This is a genomic window from Salsuginibacillus kocurii DSM 18087, assembly GCF_000377705.1.
Classification (GTDB): Bacteria; Bacillota; Bacilli; order Bacillales; family Marinococcaceae; genus Salsuginibacillus; species Salsuginibacillus kocurii.
This window is the reverse complement of record NZ_KB898623.1, coordinates 68,859-85,166: the sequence shown is the minus strand read 5'-3', so window position 1 is coordinate 85,166 and position 16,308 is coordinate 68,859. Positions and strand designations below refer to the sequence as shown.

Genomic DNA, 16,308 nt, shown 5'->3' with positions numbered 1-16,308 from the left:
GAGGAGATCTCAACTTATCTGATGCGATTTGAGCTCAGGTAAAGCCTATGATATGTTAAGAAAAGTTACAAAAATAAAAAAGATCGTATGGGAGATGTGGAGAATAAGATGAAGGTAGCGAAGTTTGGTGGAAGTTCACTAGCGGACGCAGGACAAATTAAAAAAGTAACAGATATTATGCTGACTGACTCGGAGCGTCGGGTAATGGTAGTATCTGCTCCTGGCAAACGAAGTGACGATGACACGAAAGTGACTGACCTTTTGATTCAGCTAGGCGAAGCTTATCTTAAACGGGGTGAAGCACAACAAGAACTAGAAGCTGTGGTTGCACGGTATAAAAGCATTGCTGATGAATTAGAGTTAGGCGAAGATATTGTGAGCACGATTCGCGAAGACTTTAATGAGCGTTTACGTTATGATTCAAGCCATCCTGGGGAGTATATGGACCAAATGAAAGCGGGCGGAGAAGACAATAACGCAAAAATTATTGCTCGCTATCTGCAACAGCTTGGCGTGTCAGCCCAATATATGAATCCAAAAGAAGCAGGATTATTGGTTAGCGATGACCCAGGGAATGCCCAAGTTTTGGCGGAAACCTTCGATCACTTGTATAAATTGCGTGAGCGTGAAGAGATTTTAATATTTCCAGGATTTTTTGGGTATGCAAAAAGCGGTCGACTTGTTACATTTCCACGGGGCGGTTCGGATATCACAGGGTCAATTGTGGCAGCAGGCCTGCAGGCAAGCTTATATGAAAACTTTACAGATGTAGATTCTGTATATGCCGCTAATCCTGGAGTAGTGGAAGAGCCTTGTGAAATTAAACGGATGACATACCGTGAAATGCGGGAACTCTCATATGCCGGGTTTGGTGTTTTTCATGATGAAGCATTAATACCTGCTTTCCGTAAATCCATACCAGTGTGTGTGAAAAATACTAATAACCCTAATGCTCCAGGAACAATGATTATTGCGGAAAGAGAGCATGCGGAAAACCCGATTATTGGAATTGCAGCCGACAAAGGATTTAGTACTGTGTATGTCCGTAAATATTTAATGAACCGGGAAATTGGATTTGGACGCAAATTGCTAACTATTCTTGAAGATGAGGATATTTCGTACGAACATATGCCTTCAGGAATTGACGATACCTCGGTGATCCTTGATGAAGGGCAGCTGACTCCCGAAAAAGAAAGCCGTATTCTGCAACGTATTCGCACAGAGTTAGAAGTAGATGATGCTCATATTGAAAAGGGTTATGCGATGATTATGCTTGTTGGAGAAGGGATGCATGAAACGGTGGGGATTGCTGGAAGAGCTGCGGCAGCGTTATCTGATAATAAAATTCCAATTGAAATGATTAACCAAGGTTCTTCTGAAGTGTCATTATCTTTTGGCATTTATGAAGAACATGTAGACCATGCGATTTGTGCTTTATATGAAGAGTTTTTTAGTGCGAAAAAAGTACTCCAATAAAAGAAGAGATAAAAAAACGACCGTCTTATTCACGGTCGTTTTTTTGATTCATTTCTTTTAGCATTTCTTTTAACTCAGCCACTTCAGAGCGCAATTCTTGAATCTCCCTCGTGTTGCTGTCAGGAATTAACGGTTCAGCTCCTTTGTCAGCTCCTGACTCCCCATTAAAATCTTCTTCATTTGCTTTTTCCACATTATTTACAATAACACCAATGAAGAGGTTGAAAATAACAAACGTTCCAACCAGAATAAATGATACAAAATAAATCCAAGAAGAAGGGTCAATAGCAAGCACCGGCCTCATAACTTCTTCGGCCCAGGACTCAAGCGTAACGACCTGAAATAGAGTAATCATGGTAGCACCTAACGTGCCGAAATACTCTGGTAGCACATCGGCATACAAAATCGTGCCTATCACTGCAAAAATGTAAAACACGATGCTCATTAAAATCATGATATTTCCCATCGATGGAATGGTGCGCATTAAAGCATCAACGAGCCGGCGAAGGGAGGGGATGACAGTAATGGCACGTAAAACACGCAGTACGCGAAGAATTCGCAGAACAGTAACGAAATGCCCTCCGACGAATATATGCCCGGCCGCTACAATTAAAAAGTCGAACCAGTTCCAGCCACTGCGGAAGAATGACAAAGTGGGGGCAGACGCAATTAAGCGTAAAGCGATTTCTACAGTAAAGATCCAGAGCAAAATGCGGTCTAAAAGAAAAAAGAGACCTTCATTGCCATCATAAAATGCGGGATAGGTTTCGATTCCAACAATGATCGCATTGATTAGAATGAAGGTTATAATTGTCCAAGTAAATAGCTTATGTTCAACGAGGCGGGAAACTTTATACCGCCATGATTTGTGTTCAGCTGCTTCTTCATTCATAGCTTTGAAGTCTTTGCCCCTTTCTAAGTATGTAGAGATATCCTTTTAGATTGTACAGGAGCTGGACTATTCTTAAAAGATAAATCTTAAAAGTTCTCTCTTTTGTAATAATTTATAATGCTGTAATAAGCAGAAAACGTGACACCAAATAGTAGGGGATGTCACGTTTTCTTATACCTTATTTTAAATTTGAAGGAATCTGCCCCAGTTCTATTGCGCGTTGGACCGCCTGCTGGACCCCTGCTTCGATCCCTTGTTGCACCTGATAAGATTCGAGTTCTTTAAAGGCCGCTTCAGTTGTTCCTCCCGGGCTCATAACTTCCTGGTATAGTTCTCTAGCTGATTTATCTGAGTACTTCAACCGTTTAGCAGCTCCATACAGCGTTTGTACAATCAATTCCCGGCTCTGTGTATCGGTTAAACCAGCAGCATGTGCTGCTTGCTGTATTCCTTCTGCAATATAATAAACATAAGCGGGCCCACTGCCAGAAACGCCTGTCACTGCGTTTAGCTGTTCTTCCTCAACGATAGTGACACTCCCGATTGCCGAAAAAAGCAGACGGGCAATTTGGATATCATTTTGTACGGCATGCTCACCTGCAGAGATAGCAGTGGCTGAAGCTCCAACTTTTGCTGAAGTATTAGGCATGGCCCTAATGATTGGTATCGTACTCTGACTTAGTTCTTGTAAGTAGGAGGTTGGAACTCCTGCCAAGACCGAAACCAGTAATTGGGAAGGTGTGAGATATTCTCGTAATTTTTCCATGACCTCAGCACTGTGTTTTGGTTTTACGGCTAGGATGACTATATCAGCTGCAGTCATTGCTTCCTGCAAATTAGTCGTAGTCTGAATGTCATATTTCTTCTGCAAGGTTTCGAGATGCGGGTGGTTTTCTTTATTGATAGCAGTAATTTGTCCGGGTTGGATGAGCTTTTCTTGAATGAATCCTCCGATCATCGATTCAGCCATTGACCCAGCACCGATAAAGGTGATTTTTGTATTTTCAAGCATACTTGCCCCGCCTTCCTACTTACTTTTAGTTTGGCCTGTGCCTTTAATTAAATATTTATTCGAGGTGAGAGCTGTTAATCCCATCGGCCCTCTTACATGAAGTTTTTGCGTGCTGATCCCTATTTCTGCCCCGAATCCAAACTCTTCTCCATCCGTAAAACGTGTGGAAGCGTTATGATAAAGAGCAGCCGCATCTATCCGACTAGTAAAATTCTCTACAGATAAAGGTTCTTCACTCACAATGGCTTCTGAATGTCCCGTTCCATACGATTGAATATGACGAATTGCATCCTCCGTGGAGTCTACAATATTTAAAGCTACTGTAAGGTCTAGATATTCACAAGACCAGTCTTCTTCCGAAACGCGTTCAATATTCCCATCAAGAGCCCTTGCTTTTTCGTTTCCACGAATGGTGACTCCTTGCTTTCTCAGCTCTTCACTCAGCTCCACTAAATAGTTATCGGCCCAATCTGCATGCAGTAAAATGGTTTCACAAGCATTGCAGACAGAGGGGCGGTCTGTTTTGGCATCCACCGCAATTTGAATAGCCATTTCCTTTTTTGCTGATGCATCGATATAGACATGACAGTTTCCAACGCCTGTTTCTAATACTGGAACAGCAGCTTCTTTTACAACGTGTTGAATTAAGCCGGCTCCCCCTCTTGGAATCAAGACATCAAGATAGTCAGTGAGCTTAAGCATTTCATTTGCCGTTTCTCTTGAGGTGTCAGTCAACAATTGTAACGCAGTTGGGGGAAGAGCAGTGTCTTCCAAGGCACGTTTTAATACATCCACTATGGCTTGGTTCGAATGAGAGGCAGAAGAACTTCCGCGCAGGAGTACAGCGTTACCAGCTTTTAGACAAAGTGCGGAGGCTTCAGCGGTGACGTTAGGCCGAGCTTCATAAATCATTCCAATCACGCCGAGAGGCACGCGTTGTTTCTGAATCAGCAGTCCATTTGGCCGCGTCCATTCCTCAGTAATTTCCCCAATTGGGTTTTCTAGTTCAGCTACTTGACGAAGCCCATTTGCCATTCCAATGACCCGTTGATCACTTAAGGTAAGCCGGTCAATCAACGCAGCAGAGATGTTTGCTTCTTTTGCTTCATCAATATCTTTTTTGTTTTCAGCTACGATAAAATTCCTTTCATTTTCGAGAGCTTCAGCCATATGCTGCAGCGCTTCATTTTTTTCTTCAGTTGTTAAAAGTGCAAGTTGTTCTCGGCTCCATTTTGCTTGTTGTGCTTTTTCAATTAATTCATTCATATTTATGTTCGCTCCTTTGTTAATGGGACCCAGTCATCACGGTGAATGACTTCAGCACGTGAGGTTTGAATTAAACCGAACGCTTCATTGGATGGAAGTCCTTTAATTTCTTGGATTTCAATTGAAGACATATTGACTTGGCCTCTTCCAATTCGTTCGTCCTTTTCGTTTACAACTTCTACTACGTCACCGGCATGATAGCTTCCTGAGGTTTCTTTGATACCGGCAGGAAGCAGACTTTTTCCCTTTTCCATTAAAGCCCGTTCGGCCCCTGCATCAATGACAAGCTGTCCGGAGACTTCGGAATGAAGTCCGACCCATTGTTTTTTGTTTGAGATGGAAAGCGAAGAAGGGGGTTTATAGCCGATGTATGTGCCATTGCCTTTGCCTGCTAGTACATCTAACAAGGCATCTGCAGATTGTTTTTGGCCAATAAATACATTTAATCCTAACGAGAGAGCTCGCTGGGCAGCTTCAATTTTTGATTTCATGCCACCTGTGCCGAGTGTTGAACCTTCGCTACCTGTATTTTCTACTAATTCTTCAGGGACATCAGGTAAAAAATGATAACGTTTTGCGTCGCGGTTTGTGTTTGGATTGGAATCATAGATGCCGTTAATATCCGTTAACATAATGAGTAGACGGGCATGCATCATACCCCCTACGAGGGCGGAGAGCATATCATTGTCTCCAAACGTTAATTCGTCAATGGAGACGGTGTCATTCTCATTAATAATCGGAATCGTTTGCCGTTTTAATAATTCTTGTAGTGTCGCATAAGCATTTTGATATTGTGAACGGTTGGCAAAGTTTTCTTTCGTTAAAAGAATTTGAGCGGTTCGTAAACCGTGAGATTGGAAAGCTTCAGTATAAGCTTGCATCAACGCCCCTTGGCCGACAGCCGCAGCGGCTTGTTTGCCAGCTGTGGATACTGGACGGGTTGGATAGCCGAGGTCGTTAAAGCCGGCTGCCACCGCACCAGAAGAAATGACGACCACTTCATGTCCTTGTTTTTTAAGGCGGGCTATGGCTTCGACATATTCTGATATAGCTTTTTCTGCCAATCCACCTTGTTCATTGGTAAGTGAGCTGCTGCCGATTTTAACAACAATCCGTTCTTTTCCCATTTTTTTCGCTCCTTGTTCTAAACTGAAACAAAAAACACCCTCTGTCCTGTTACAAAGGACGGAGGGTGTTCCGCGGTACCACCTTTGGTTGATGCATGCAAGGTTCATGCATCCCCTTAATCGTCAATATCGCTGACGTGCGAGCAAGTTTGCTTGCTAGCTCCGGGACAGGTTCAGCCGATGCAGTGGCACGAAATCTTCCAGCCGTGGATTTCGCTCTCTAATGCTTGGTTTCAGCTTACTTGATCCTTTCTTCGCTTTTTATTTATATGATGCAATGTATCGTTTGTGTATCATTTGATGAATACTTTATCATTAGTTGAAGAGATGTGCAATCATTCTCGCTGCCTATTTACGATATTCGTAAAAATGAATAAGCTGCATAACGAGGAGGTGGCTGCGTGAGACGAGAAGTGTGGGTAACCGGTGCATCAAGTGGAATTGGCAAAGAAACAGCTTTGCTGCTTGCCCAAAACGGCCATTCGCCCGTTTTAGTGGCACGCTCGTCAAAGAAACTGGCCGAAGTTAGTGCGTATATTTATGAACAATCAGGATATCAACCGTCCTTTTTTGCTTGTGACATTACAAAAGAAAAAGACCGGAGTCAGTTAATTAAGTGGATTCAAGACAATAACTATTCTCCTGATGTTTTGATTAATAATGCGGGTTATGGGGTATTTCAGGAAATAGAACAAATAGATATGCATACGGCTGAGGAAACGTTCCAAGTAAACGTACTTGGTGGAATCGCACTGGTTAACAACTTACTTCCGTTTTTAAAAGAAAGTAATCAAGGGCATATTATAAATGTAGTTTCTCAGGCCGGGAAGCTTCCCACTCCAAAGTCGGCAGTTTATGCTGCTAGTAAGCATGCCATGCTCGCTTATACGAACGTATTGCGGATGGAGGTGGGGAACCATGTATATGTAACCGCAGTCAATTATGGCCCTGTAAAAACCCCATTTTTACAAAAGGCTGACCCAAGCGGGGGTTATGAGGAAGCAGTAGGGCGCTGGCTCATATCTCCATCTACAGCTGCTGAGCATATAGCAAGAGCTGTAGACAAGCCAAAACGCGAAGTAAACCTGCCGCGCTGGATGAACATTGCGGCCTTCTTTTATAGCTTATCTCCACGTTTTGTTGAGACATTATCGAAACCCTTGTTTATGAAAAAAATTAATCGCCGTTAAAATAAGCATAAATACAATCGTGAATAATTTCGAATTCTGGCGTATCAGTCTCTGTACGCAAACGCTCGTCAATGTGGTTTTTTAGCTGTAATAGTTCTTCTTCTGTTAAAGGGAACTCCTTCTCTCCTGAGTAAGAATAATATACTTCTTTCATATAAGAAAGTGTCCAATCAGCAGACAACTGGCTTCCTCCTTGCTATAAAGGAATAAGACTCGCGTAAAGAAAAGGAATCGTGTAAAATAAACGGAGAAAAAGATTTCGTCGAAGCAGGTGAAACAATTATGAGTATGCAAAAAGGATTATCACTCGGGGCAATTGCTTTATTTGTTGCCTGGTGTTTAGCTCTAGTCTTTGAATGGAGCCGCTACGGTGGACTTGATTTTCTATTAGGAAGCTTGTTTATGGCCGCATTGGCTGTCCTTGTCATTTTCTTAGTTTGGATGGCAAAATCTAACCGAAAGACCATGATCAATGGAGTGTTATTAAGTGTAGGAATTATTTCCGCCATTTTAGCAGTTGGCTTTGCCATTTAATATTAACAGAATGTGCTTCAAAGCGAAGGGGTCATAGTGTTCGCCTTCGCTTTTTTATTGGCACTTAAAATGTAAGCACAGGGGGCAGATGCTTCTGGCATGAACGGATGCTTGCCAAGCTAGTAATGGAAGAATCTTACCTTTGTTAATAATAATTTAATGCATGAATGTTGCTTATTAATAAAATTCATCTCTTAAGGCGTATACAATCAGTGCAGCCATTCCCGCAGCAGAAACGTTTCTTCAGCGGGACCACAAAGCTCACCCTATAAATGTGCTGATCTTGCCCAGGATCATAACGGGAATAATGAATATTTGCTTGCAGCTGTTTGCCTTGGATTACACGGGCTGCAGTTTTTTGTAATTTGTATTCAAGTTCGTTGTGAGCCGGCAGGTAAAAAAAATGAACCCCTCCAGCCATTCTGTGTTTTACATTGAATTTGCCGAAGGTATATGCTAATTGTGATTCTAATTGGGCGTACATAGCTTCTAGTGTCATCCGCTCCCCCCCCTAATTCACCCAACTCCATTCTACCTTTAAAGGTGCTGCCAAATTTACAAAAAGAGAGCAAAACCCTGATTTTAATAATCATTTAGTCTCCTGATTGTCGATATACGTTACCCGTGCTAGACTTAACGTAAACAGAGAGCAAAGGGTGGAATATATGTATAAAAGTAGACAAGGGCTCTCCGTCTGGTTGCGATCGACAAAAAAAGCACGACAATTGCGTAAATACGGAAATGTTCACTACGTATCAAAACGAATGAAATATGCAATCCTTTATTGCGATGCTGAGGAGGCAGAGCATGTGGCTGCAGATTTAGAATCTCTTCCTTTTGTTACCCAAATTGATTGGTCGTATCGGCCCCAGGTTCAAATAGAAACCTCTAACACCATTGCCAATTTAAAAGCCGAGACCGAAGAACAGACGTCTTCCCATTAAGTGAGAGGGTCAATGATTCGGCTCATCCGGAGAATCCCGATTAAATACTGGTAATAAAGCTGAGGTTCAGCAAATTCAGAAGAATGTTTAACATCCAATTCCTGAATATATAAGCCGTTTGCTGAAACGGCTTCGTCAATCAGCCGGCTTCTCTCATTTTGTGTATATGCTGGGTTTGGAATGCCTTCTCGGCAAATATATAATGGCTGAAATTTTTGTTGAGCTGGTTTAAGGATGGCAACATATGAAACGACAGTAGAATTGCCGCTCTGTGCATTTAGCTGAAGGACAGCCTGTATACGGTTGTTTTGATGGTGAAGAATTTCGATCAATTCATAAATATCGCCATATCCGGTGCCTAGTTCAATAAATCGCTGTATCATTTCTTTCGACTCCTTTTTTATGTATGCATCTACTTTATCACGAAAGAAAGAGAAAACTGTACCCTAAATCATGCACGCATGTATGAAGAGGTTATAGAAGGCTTGTTATGACCGAGGCGTTTGGGTTATAAGCGAGGCTCCAGCTCCGTATGTGACGTAAGAAGCCATGGACAAAATATCAGCTCTAATTTTAACAGAACTTTTTTCAGTAGCTGAAAATAAAAAAAAGCTGCTCCAAGCTAGGGAGCAGCTGGTCCAGATTGTATGGACAATTGTAAGGGAGAGGAGAAACCGGAGTATGTTCTTTTGGGGGGAGCAAAAGAACATTGCGGTTTAAACAACACCTAGTCATGTTGTCTGTTTTCAAGTATGAGCAAGATTAGAATGTTTTATTCAATAAATCATAAGAAACATGGAAAGTGTAAGAAGTATTAGCGTGAGGAAGGTTATGTTTTGGCTTAAAGAAAGAGGGCGGAGCTTATGAGGATTGTAGCTGGTAAATCAAAAGGGCTTGGGTTGAAACCAGTACCAGGCAAAAAAACGAGGCCAACTACTGATAAAGTGAAAGAAGCGTTATTTCAACAAATTGGGCCTTTTTTTGATGGGGGCCAAGTGCTTGATTTATATGCTGGCAGCGGGTCATTAGGGATTGAAGCTTTAAGCCGTGGTGCAGAATCTGCTATTTTTATCGATCGTGAGCGGGCAGCGGTCCGAACGATTCATGAAAATATCCGCCGAGCAGGCGTAGAGGAGCAGACGCAAGTATTTATGAACGATGCGAAGCGTGCGATGAAAGCTTTACAGAAACGAGAACTGGCGTTTCAGTATATCTTTTTAGATCCTCCGTATGATAAGGTTAATCTTTCAGAAATGCTTGTTCAACTTCAAACGCATCAACTAGTCGGAGAGGATGCACTCGTCATCTGTGAACATCCACGTGAGAGTAAACTTCCCGACAGGGTAAACGATCTGCAGTTGATGCGCCAACAAGCTTATGATTCCACAGGGGTTTCAATTTTCAGTGAGTGAATATTAAAAAGGGGAGCTTTGTTGTGAGTACAGTAGCTGTTTATCCAGGGAGTTTTGATCCAGTAACGAATGGCCACCTTGATATCATTGAACGAAGTGCAAAGGTTTTTGATCATGTAGTGGTTGCTGTTTTACATAATCGGAATAAAACCCCGCTTTTTTCAGTGGAGGAACGAGTTCAAATGTTAAAAGAGGCAACAAAAGACATGGCTAATATTGAAATTGATGCCTTTCATGGGCTTTTAATTGATTATATAAGAAGTCGGGAGGCAGGAGTGATCGTAAGAGGTTTACGGGCTGTTTCTGATTTTGAATATGAAATGCAAGCTGCTTCTATTAATCGTAAACTGGATACGAATGTCGAGACGTTCTTTATGATGACGAACAATCAGTATTCCTATTTAAGCTCGAGCATTGTGAAAGAAGTAGCAAAATATAATGCGGATGTCACTGATCTTGTACCGCAATCTGTAAAAGCAGCATTGCAGAGGAAGTATGGGGAGGCCGTTGATCAGAAGGACTGATGCGGATTTATCATTTTGTTTGTGGGTGTAGAGTGCTTTGCTAGCCCTTTTTGCAGGCACCACAATAACTATACATAGTTACACAGGAGCTCTCCCTTTTTGGAGCAGCTCCTGTGTAAAGAACTTCCGTCTATAAATACCTTCCTCTCATCGCTTCTCGTTTAAATTCATCGCTGTTTACTTAGGTGTTAACTTTTTAATTGTATCCTCTTCTATGACGGGGGAGTAGTACTTTCATTTTAAAGTGTTTGTTCAGCTAGAACAGCGGCTCACTTCTCTTCTTTATACCTTCCGTAAGCCCTTTCCGAAGTGAAGATTTATTCCCTCTTAATTTAGAAATTTGTTTTAGCGTTTACCCGCCATCTGGACTGGGTACATGTAGTATTTTAAATTTGGATAGTACATGGACATAGCCTAAGGTTATGAGAAAGGATGTTAGATAAACCAAAAAGGTGAGGCTGATGGTCCAACCGTTATAGTAGGAGACTCTGCCTATCGTTACGCTCATTAGTTCTGCAAATGTAGTCGTAACTGAAAAGGCCAAAACGAGGACCACGCTATTCAAAGTTTTTTTAACTGTAATATAAGCAAATATGCATGCTAAAAACGGAAAGTATCCTATGTTCCAAGCAAATGATGAAAGAGAAGGGTTTACTTCGACATATGGGGTCACTATCCAAAAAATCCCGTCTCCCCAATTGTTCGCAAGAAATGCTAAAGAAATGCCTAAAGGGAGGATTAAGACGGTTATTTTAGGAGACTTTTTATATAATAGGAAGAGAAAGACCCACGGAATTAAGCACCCGATCACTATATTGAAAAGCAAAATTATCACCTTTTTCTTTGCTATAACCGCCGTTAGTATGCCCTTAGACTGTTAACATTATCAAATGTTTATATTGTTTTACGAGGTTGGCGCTGTCTATTTAATGAGCGTAGTACTGTAAAAATTAATAAAAAGGTACATAATACTTCGACCCAGCCGAAATGGGAGAAGGTAAATGACTCTAGTGGCGAGGCAACTACACTTCGTGATGTCTCCATGTTTGCCTCAATATTTAAAAACGGCCATAGCAAATAAGTGAGAAGGGCAGCTAAGAGACCGTGCAGTAAGCGGGCAAAGAAAAAAGGAGTTAAACGGATTGGCGTTTTAGCCAACATACTGGCAACTTGAGCTTGGATGGAAAGGCCGGAACATCCTAAGACAAAACTAGCTGCTATTGCTTGTTCTTTGAGCGTGACACCTGTAGTTTGACTAATGAGGTTTGCTCCAAGAGTCATCTCGAATAACCCAGCTACAATCGCACTATCCATAGCTTGAGGAAGGCCAGCTAAAGAAGTAATAATATGAAGAAATTGGCTAAGCAGAACTAACGCCTGTAATGAAGTGGCCAGCTCAACGACTACAGAGAAAAAAATCATGAAGCCTCCAACCATGAGCAAGGTACGTACGGAACTTTCCACGGCATCGCTTAAGATTTCTCCAATGGGGCGCAATTCTTTAATACGGTTTTGATGCATACGTTCAAATGCAACCATTAATGAAACTCTGCCTTTTTTATGAGCAAGGGAAGGAGTTTTTCCATAAAAACGCATGCTTATGCCTACTAGTGCATTTGCACTGTAATGAGCAATCAGCAGCAGTACACCAAGAGCTGGTTCATGAAAAAAACCTACGGCTACAGCCCCAACTAAAAATGAGGGATTAGCTGCATTCGTGAATGCAACTAACCGTTCAGCTTCTGTGGTTGAAATGTCGCCGCGCTCCCATAGTCTAAGCGTAAATCTAGCTCCCGCGGGGTAGCCTGAAGCCATTCCTAAAATCCACACAAAGCCCCCGGACCCAGAAACACGAAATAAAGGGCGCATGACCGGCTCTACCAATGTACCGATAAAATGAACAACACCGAAGGCAAGGAGTAATTCTGACATAATAAAAAAAGGAAGTAGTGTTGGGAAGACGATCTCCCACCACATCGTCATACCGCGCATGGATGCTTCAAATGATGTTTCTGAATCAACGATTAAAGCAATAACAAATGTAAATGTAACACATCCTATAAGTAAGGAATAAAATCTAGATCGGACCACCTGTAAATGAAACCTCCTTATAACTTCTACCCATGGACGTACTGTATGGCTGGAATGCCAAAGGACTCTCAAAAGAGAGCAACTAACATGAATTGTGAGTATTCGTTGAACGAAGTGGACAGGGCTGTCATCACTATACGTATGAGATGATAAAATAGAATAGGAATGTAAATGGAAAGAGAACCGGAGGGTTGAACATGTTTCCGAAGATTGGTTTAGCTTTAGGATCGGGAGGCGCACGAGGAATTGCTCATATTGGCGTTTTACAAGTGCTTGAAGAACATGAGATCCCGGTACACTATATTGTAGGCTCCAGTATAGGAGCGCTCATTGGTTGTCTGTATGCAGCTGGTCAAACCCCTTCTGACCTTGAAAAACTAGCTAAATTGTTTCGTAAACGTTACTATCTGGACTTTACTGTGCCAAAAATGGGATTGATTCAAGGTAATCGGCTAAAACAAGTCATTGCTATGCTAGTAAAAAACAAAAAGCTAGAAGAATTGGATATTCCAACTACCATAGTAGCTACGGACTTAAAGCAAGGAGAACAAGTGTTGTTTAAGGAGGGAGAGGTAGAACAGGCTGTACGGGCGAGCATCTCAATTCCAGGTATTTTTGTCCCAGAAAAGATCGGTGAGAAGTGGTGCGTTGATGGGGGCGTCATTGACCGAGTACCGGCTAGTACATTGAAAGAGCAGGATGTTGACGTAACCATAGCTGTAGATGTTTCTTTTTTTGAAGAAAATATTGAGATCACTTCGATCTATGACGTGATTATGCAAAGCATGGAAATCATGGGACGGGAATTGATGCAGGAAAAAGAAATTAATGCAGACGCTATTATTCGCCCTATCACCACACGGCATCACACCTTTGAATTTGAAGAGAGTGAGAAACTAATAGCTGCGGGAAGAGAAGAAACTGAGCGCTTAATTCCTACAATAAAAGAAAAAATTTCGGAGTGGAAGGAGCTCAATCATGAATCAACCGAATCAACAGAAACCCAAGCCGATGCCTAAATACTGGTTAACTGTTTTCATCCTCCTAATTATGCTTGCCATATATCAAATCCCGCTCCCTTATTATTATTCCCAGCCCGGGGATGCATTAGCGCTGGACCAATTTATAGAAGTCGAGGGTATGGAAGAACAAGAAGGGGATTTCTATTTAACAACGATTCAACAGCAACGGGCAAATCCTTTTCTATATGTATGGTCACAGTTTAGTGATTACAGAACGTTAACTCACGAAGATGCTTTACTGCAAGAAGGCGAAACAGACGAGGATTATCAGCATAGGCAGACAATGTTGATGACTAGTTCGCAAGAGGCTTCTAAATTGTCAGCTTACGAGGCTGCAGGCCTGGAAGTAGACATGGAGCCATTAGGGATTCTAGTGACGCAAGTAGTTGAAGGAATGGATGGAGCCAACTATTTAGAGAATGGAGATTATATACGTGCTATTGATGAAGTCGAGATTGAGACACTAGAGCAATTGCACGCCCAGCTGGAAGGAAAAGAAGAAGGAGATGAAGTTCAATTAACAATTGAGCGGGACGGAGAACGATTTGATGAAATTGTACAAATGGAGCCTTTCCCTGGCGAAATGGCAACGGATGGTCAAGTCGGATTAGGTATTCAATATCCTGTTGCCGACCGGGAAGTAAGCTTTGACCCGTCAGTAGATATTGATGCCGGTGCTATCGGCGGGCCTTCAGCAGGTCTTATGTTTTCACTTGAAATATATGACCAGGTTACGGAGCAGGATTTAACCGGTGACCTTAATATAGCAGGGACCGGTTCCATAGATGAAGGGGGAAATGTAGGGCGGATTGGCGGTGTCAGTCAAAAAGTTGTAGCAGCTGACCAAGCTGGCATTGATATCTTTTTTACCCCGGCTGATGAAGATGAAGAAGGTTCGAACTACCTGGAGGCAGCTGAAGCAGCTGAAAACATAGATACGGCTATGGAGATTGTCCCGGTGGAGACGTTGCAGGAAGCTATTGATTACCTCAATGAACATAGAGGTTCCTAGCCATTTTTGTTTTAACATACCTTTCTGAAAGGTACGAGATTACAACAGAAACGCGCTCCAAGGGAACTCTCGCAGGTACAAGGCGGAGGCTGCTAAAAAGTCCATTCACCGATAATTACATTGTTAGAAATAGTTGAGACCGAAGAAAGTGAGACTCCAGGGGGAAAAGAAGTCAGGGCAAGGCCCTGCAGAGCGACGCTCGAAGCGGCTTGCTGACTTCTCCAAGGAAAGCGAGCTTGCGCAGATCTCATCAACCCCTTTAAACAGGTTATAGTAAAAAAATAAACCATTTCTTATGCGATAAGCAGTTTTTCAGCAGCTTTGTGCAAGGCGTTATGGTGGTTTTTAATGCGTTTGCGGCAAAGCAGATATGGCGACATCAAACGTAGTGAAGACGACGTTGATGTCGCCCACATGACTGTTATGGGGGGAGGGAGCAGCCTGCACGCCTTCAACAATGTTAGAGCTATTTAAAGAGTTGTGCTTCTTCATCATAACGAAGCGGGGGCATGCTGTATTCATGCTTTATTCCTTGTAACCGTTTATCTTTGGGAAAGCCCATGAAATAACTTTTAGCTGCTCTTGCATCTAACCGACTCTGGGTGGTGTCTTGTTTACTAGGGGTGGTGTATAATGAAAGGTGAAGATTATGTTTTTGCTCGTTTAGCCATTTTTGTCCTTTCTGGTTCATCCCTAATAGCCGGGCGGAGTCAATCTTGCTATCAGTTAGTGAAACCCTCATGTCTTCTTTTTTAGCTCCCGTGAGCAAATGAGTAGCCATTCGCTGAATGCGCGTCCAAGTGTAGCGTTTTGTTTTGACATTATTTATCCATTCGTTAAAGGTGGTTGAGTTTAAAGCTGCTTGTTGCAGCCTATTCTCAATCCCTTCTTCAATTTCATAGCAGGCACTAAGTTCCGCGGGGGTTGTTGTTAATAATTTGTACTGTAAATAGGAAAAATAACGTTCCCAGTTCATGTCGACCAAGAACTCATCTTGTTGCCACTCTTCAACAGTGGAAGCAGGCAGGTAAGGTTTGAGGTCCACAAGTGATTGGCCGTTTGAAAGGGCATTCCGAATCCCTGTGGCGCTCATGATCCCTTTTGTTTCGTGCAGAGAATGGTAGCCGCTCCCAATTCGCTGAACCGTAAAGGGTTTAATGTTGGCTTGGAGCCTGGTAATAGCTTCCATGTAATGGAAGCCGAGAATATTGTTTGGTTGAGAGAGGCTAGGGAGGCTCTCAGCAGGAAGTAGTGCCTGGAAAGCTTCTGAGCAAGCACGAGGATAGCTCATTCCTAGTTTTATCTTGTTTTGAATAAGTTCTTCATACTGTTTTTTATGAGTGGCCATGAACGTTTGTAATTGGTGAAATGAATCCTGGTCCCCGGCTTCACTTCCAAAACAGATGGAATCGGCGCCCAATTCCTTCAGTATAGCGATACTCCCGTGTGCAAAAATTGAGGCGTGCTGAGTAGAGTATAAATAGGGGAGCTCAATGACAAGATCAGCGCCTGCGCGAAGAGCCATTTTCACCCGTGTTCGCCTGGGAAGAAGAGCAGGTTCTCCCCGTTGTAAAAAATAACCACTCATAACAGCGGCTACTATATCTGCACCGCTTTGCTTTCTTGCTTGTTGTAAGTGATAAGCATGACCATTATGAAGTGGATTGTATTCAACAATAACGCCGGTCACGTGCATACGTCGATCGTTCCTTCCTCCTAAGGGTTGAATGTAAAAGTGAAAGGGATAGAAGAGATAAAGTTTACAAAGACTAAATTGTGGTTACTACGTAAGAAAACCACATTATT

General features: G+C 42.4%; 17 protein-coding genes and 1 other annotated feature. Of the genes, 8 read left to right on the top strand and 9 right to left on the bottom strand.

The features are described from left to right. The first annotated feature begins 108 nt into the window (after window positions 1-108). Window positions 109-1,476, top strand: coding sequence for an aspartate kinase (locus D469_RS0100425; RefSeq protein WP_018921378.1), 1,368 nt, complete (start codon window positions 109-111; stop codon window positions 1,474-1,476). Window positions 1,477-1,501: 25 nt separating this feature from the next. Here D469_RS0100425 and D469_RS0100420 read toward each other — a convergent pair whose 3' ends face one another. From D469_RS0100420 to proB, 4 genes are all read right to left on the bottom strand, one after another. Next, entirely contained in the window at window positions 1,502-2,368 is an 867-nt protein-coding gene (locus tag D469_RS0100420) for an ion transporter (protein ID WP_018921377.1), read from the bottom strand. A 178-nt stretch (window positions 2,369-2,546) separates the two neighbouring features. Continuing rightward, entirely contained in the window at window positions 2,547-3,380 is an 834-nt protein-coding gene (proC, locus tag D469_RS0100415) for a pyrroline-5-carboxylate reductase (RefSeq protein ID WP_018921376.1), read from the bottom strand. Window positions 3,381-3,395: 15 nt separating this feature from the next. Beyond that, window positions 3,396-4,646 carry a glutamate-5-semialdehyde dehydrogenase gene (locus tag D469_RS0100410; protein WP_018921375.1) on the bottom strand — a complete coding sequence of 417 codons (1,251 nt, stop codon included), beginning with the start codon at window positions 4,644-4,646 and terminating at the stop codon, window positions 3,396-3,398. A 2-nt stretch (window positions 4,647-4,648) separates the two neighbouring features. Then, complete coding sequence (gene proB / locus D469_RS0100405) at window positions 4,649-5,773, bottom strand: glutamate 5-kinase (RefSeq protein ID WP_018921374.1); 1,125 nt, start codon at window positions 5,771-5,773, stop codon at window positions 4,649-4,651. Window positions 5,774-5,824: 51 nt separating this feature from the next. Continuing rightward, window positions 5,825-6,037, bottom strand: a binding site (T-box leader). A 137-nt stretch (window positions 6,038-6,174) separates the two neighbouring features. Between proB and D469_RS0100400 the strand changes: the two genes are divergently transcribed. After that, complete coding sequence (locus D469_RS0100400) at window positions 6,175-6,963, top strand: SDR family NAD(P)-dependent oxidoreductase (protein ID WP_018921373.1); 789 nt, start codon at window positions 6,175-6,177, stop codon at window positions 6,961-6,963. Here the strand turns inward: D469_RS0100400 and D469_RS0100395 are convergent. Then, window positions 6,950-7,144 (bottom strand): YqzH family protein, encoded by a 195-nt coding sequence (locus D469_RS0100395; RefSeq protein ID WP_018921372.1) that lies wholly within the window; start codon window positions 7,142-7,144, stop codon window positions 6,950-6,952. The genes D469_RS0100400 and D469_RS0100395 overlap by 14 nt on opposite strands. A 101-nt stretch (window positions 7,145-7,245) precedes the next feature. Between D469_RS0100395 and D469_RS0100390 the strand changes: the two genes are divergently transcribed. Next, the gene (locus D469_RS0100390) at window positions 7,246-7,497 is read left to right on the top strand and encodes a hypothetical protein (RefSeq protein ID WP_018921371.1); all 252 of its coding nucleotides are present in this window, start codon (window positions 7,246-7,248) and stop codon (window positions 7,495-7,497) included. 187 nt (window positions 7,498-7,684) lie between these two features. Here D469_RS0100390 and D469_RS20865 read toward each other — a convergent pair whose 3' ends face one another. After that, window positions 7,685-7,996 (bottom strand): hypothetical protein, encoded by a 312-nt coding sequence (locus D469_RS20865; protein WP_018921370.1) that lies wholly within the window; start codon window positions 7,994-7,996, stop codon window positions 7,685-7,687. A 166-nt stretch (window positions 7,997-8,162) separates the two neighbouring features. Between D469_RS20865 and D469_RS21385 the strand changes: the two genes are divergently transcribed. Further along, window positions 8,163-8,441 (top strand): YlbG family protein, encoded by a 279-nt coding sequence (locus D469_RS21385; RefSeq protein WP_083910668.1) that lies wholly within the window; start codon window positions 8,163-8,165, stop codon window positions 8,439-8,441. Here D469_RS21385 and D469_RS0100375 read toward each other — a convergent pair. Then, the gene (locus D469_RS0100375; protein ID WP_018921368.1) at window positions 8,438-8,824 is read right to left on the bottom strand and encodes a DUF7147 family protein; all 387 of its coding nucleotides are present in this window, start codon (window positions 8,822-8,824) and stop codon (window positions 8,438-8,440) included. The genes D469_RS21385 and D469_RS0100375 overlap by 4 nt on opposite strands. A gap of 480 nt (window positions 8,825-9,304) precedes the next feature. On the opposite strand from D469_RS0100375, the gene rsmD reads away from it, so the two are divergent. Beyond that, window positions 9,305-9,853 carry a 16S rRNA (guanine(966)-N(2))-methyltransferase RsmD gene (gene rsmD, locus D469_RS0100365; RefSeq protein ID WP_018921366.1) on the top strand — a complete coding sequence of 183 codons (549 nt, stop codon included), beginning with the start codon at window positions 9,305-9,307 and terminating at the stop codon, window positions 9,851-9,853. A gap of 23 nt (window positions 9,854-9,876) precedes the next feature. Next, window positions 9,877-10,377 carry a pantetheine-phosphate adenylyltransferase gene (gene coaD / locus D469_RS0100360; RefSeq protein ID WP_018921365.1) on the top strand — a complete coding sequence of 167 codons (501 nt, stop codon included), beginning with the start codon at window positions 9,877-9,879 and terminating at the stop codon, window positions 10,375-10,377. 894 nt (window positions 10,378-11,271) lie between these two features. On the opposite strand, the gene ylbJ is transcribed toward coaD, so the two are convergent. Further along, window positions 11,272-12,468: a sporulation integral membrane protein YlbJ gene (ylbJ, locus tag D469_RS0100350; protein ID WP_018921363.1), complete on the bottom strand. Its 1,197-nt coding sequence runs from the start codon at window positions 12,466-12,468 to the stop codon at window positions 11,272-11,274. A gap of 197 nt (window positions 12,469-12,665) precedes the next feature. Between ylbJ and D469_RS0100345 the strand changes: the two genes are divergently transcribed. Further along, complete coding sequence (locus D469_RS0100345; protein WP_018921362.1) at window positions 12,666-13,487, top strand: patatin-like phospholipase family protein; 822 nt, start codon at window positions 12,666-12,668, stop codon at window positions 13,485-13,487. Further along, window positions 13,447-14,502: a SepM family pheromone-processing serine protease gene (locus D469_RS0100340; RefSeq protein ID WP_018921361.1), complete on the top strand. Its 1,056-nt coding sequence runs from the start codon at window positions 13,447-13,449 to the stop codon at window positions 14,500-14,502. The genes D469_RS0100345 and D469_RS0100340 overlap by 41 nt, the downstream gene beginning before the upstream one ends. Window positions 14,503-14,968: 466 nt before the next feature. Here D469_RS0100340 and D469_RS0100330 read toward each other — a convergent pair whose 3' ends face one another. After that, on the bottom strand, window positions 14,969-16,198 hold the full coding sequence (locus D469_RS0100330; protein ID WP_018921359.1) for a nucleotidyltransferase: 1,230 nt from the start codon (window positions 16,196-16,198) through the stop codon (window positions 14,969-14,971). Window positions 16,199-16,308 lie beyond the last annotated feature (110 nt).

Bases quoted from the DNA above. Each gene is read 5' to 3' on its own strand.
- D469_RS0100425 (WP_018921378.1), top strand. From the start codon at position 109: ATGAAGGTAGCGAAGTTTGGTGGAAGTTCACTAGCGGACGCAGGACAA.
- D469_RS0100420 (WP_018921377.1), bottom strand. From the start codon at position 2,368: ATGAATGAAGAAGCAGCTGAACACAAATCATGGCGGTATAAAGTTTCC.
- proC (WP_018921376.1), bottom strand. From the start codon at position 3,380: ATGCTTGAAAATACAAAAATCACCTTTATCGGTGCTGGGTCAATGGCT.
- D469_RS0100410 (WP_018921375.1), bottom strand. From the start codon at position 4,646: ATGAATGAATTAATTGAAAAAGCACAACAAGCAAAATGGAGCCGAGAA.
- proB (WP_018921374.1), bottom strand. From the start codon at position 5,773: ATGGGAAAAGAACGGATTGTTGTTAAAATCGGCAGCAGCTCACTTACC.
- D469_RS0100390 (WP_018921371.1), top strand. From the start codon at position 7,246: ATGAGTATGCAAAAAGGATTATCACTCGGGGCAATTGCTTTATTTGTT.
- D469_RS20865 (WP_018921370.1), bottom strand. From the start codon at position 7,996: ATGACACTAGAAGCTATGTACGCCCAATTAGAATCACAATTAGCATAT.
- D469_RS21385 (WP_083910668.1), top strand. From the start codon at position 8,163: ATGTATAAAAGTAGACAAGGGCTCTCCGTCTGGTTGCGATCGACAAAA.
- D469_RS0100375 (WP_018921368.1), bottom strand. From the start codon at position 8,824: ATGATACAGCGATTTATTGAACTAGGCACCGGATATGGCGATATTTAT.
- rsmD (WP_018921366.1), top strand. From the start codon at position 9,305: ATGAGGATTGTAGCTGGTAAATCAAAAGGGCTTGGGTTGAAACCAGTA.
- D469_RS0100345 (WP_018921362.1), top strand. From the start codon at position 12,666: ATGTTTCCGAAGATTGGTTTAGCTTTAGGATCGGGAGGCGCACGAGGA.
- D469_RS0100340 (WP_018921361.1), top strand. From the start codon at position 13,447: ATGAATCAACCGAATCAACAGAAACCCAAGCCGATGCCTAAATACTGG.
- D469_RS0100330 (WP_018921359.1), bottom strand. From the start codon at position 16,198: ATGCACGTGACCGGCGTTATTGTTGAATACAATCCACTTCATAATGGT.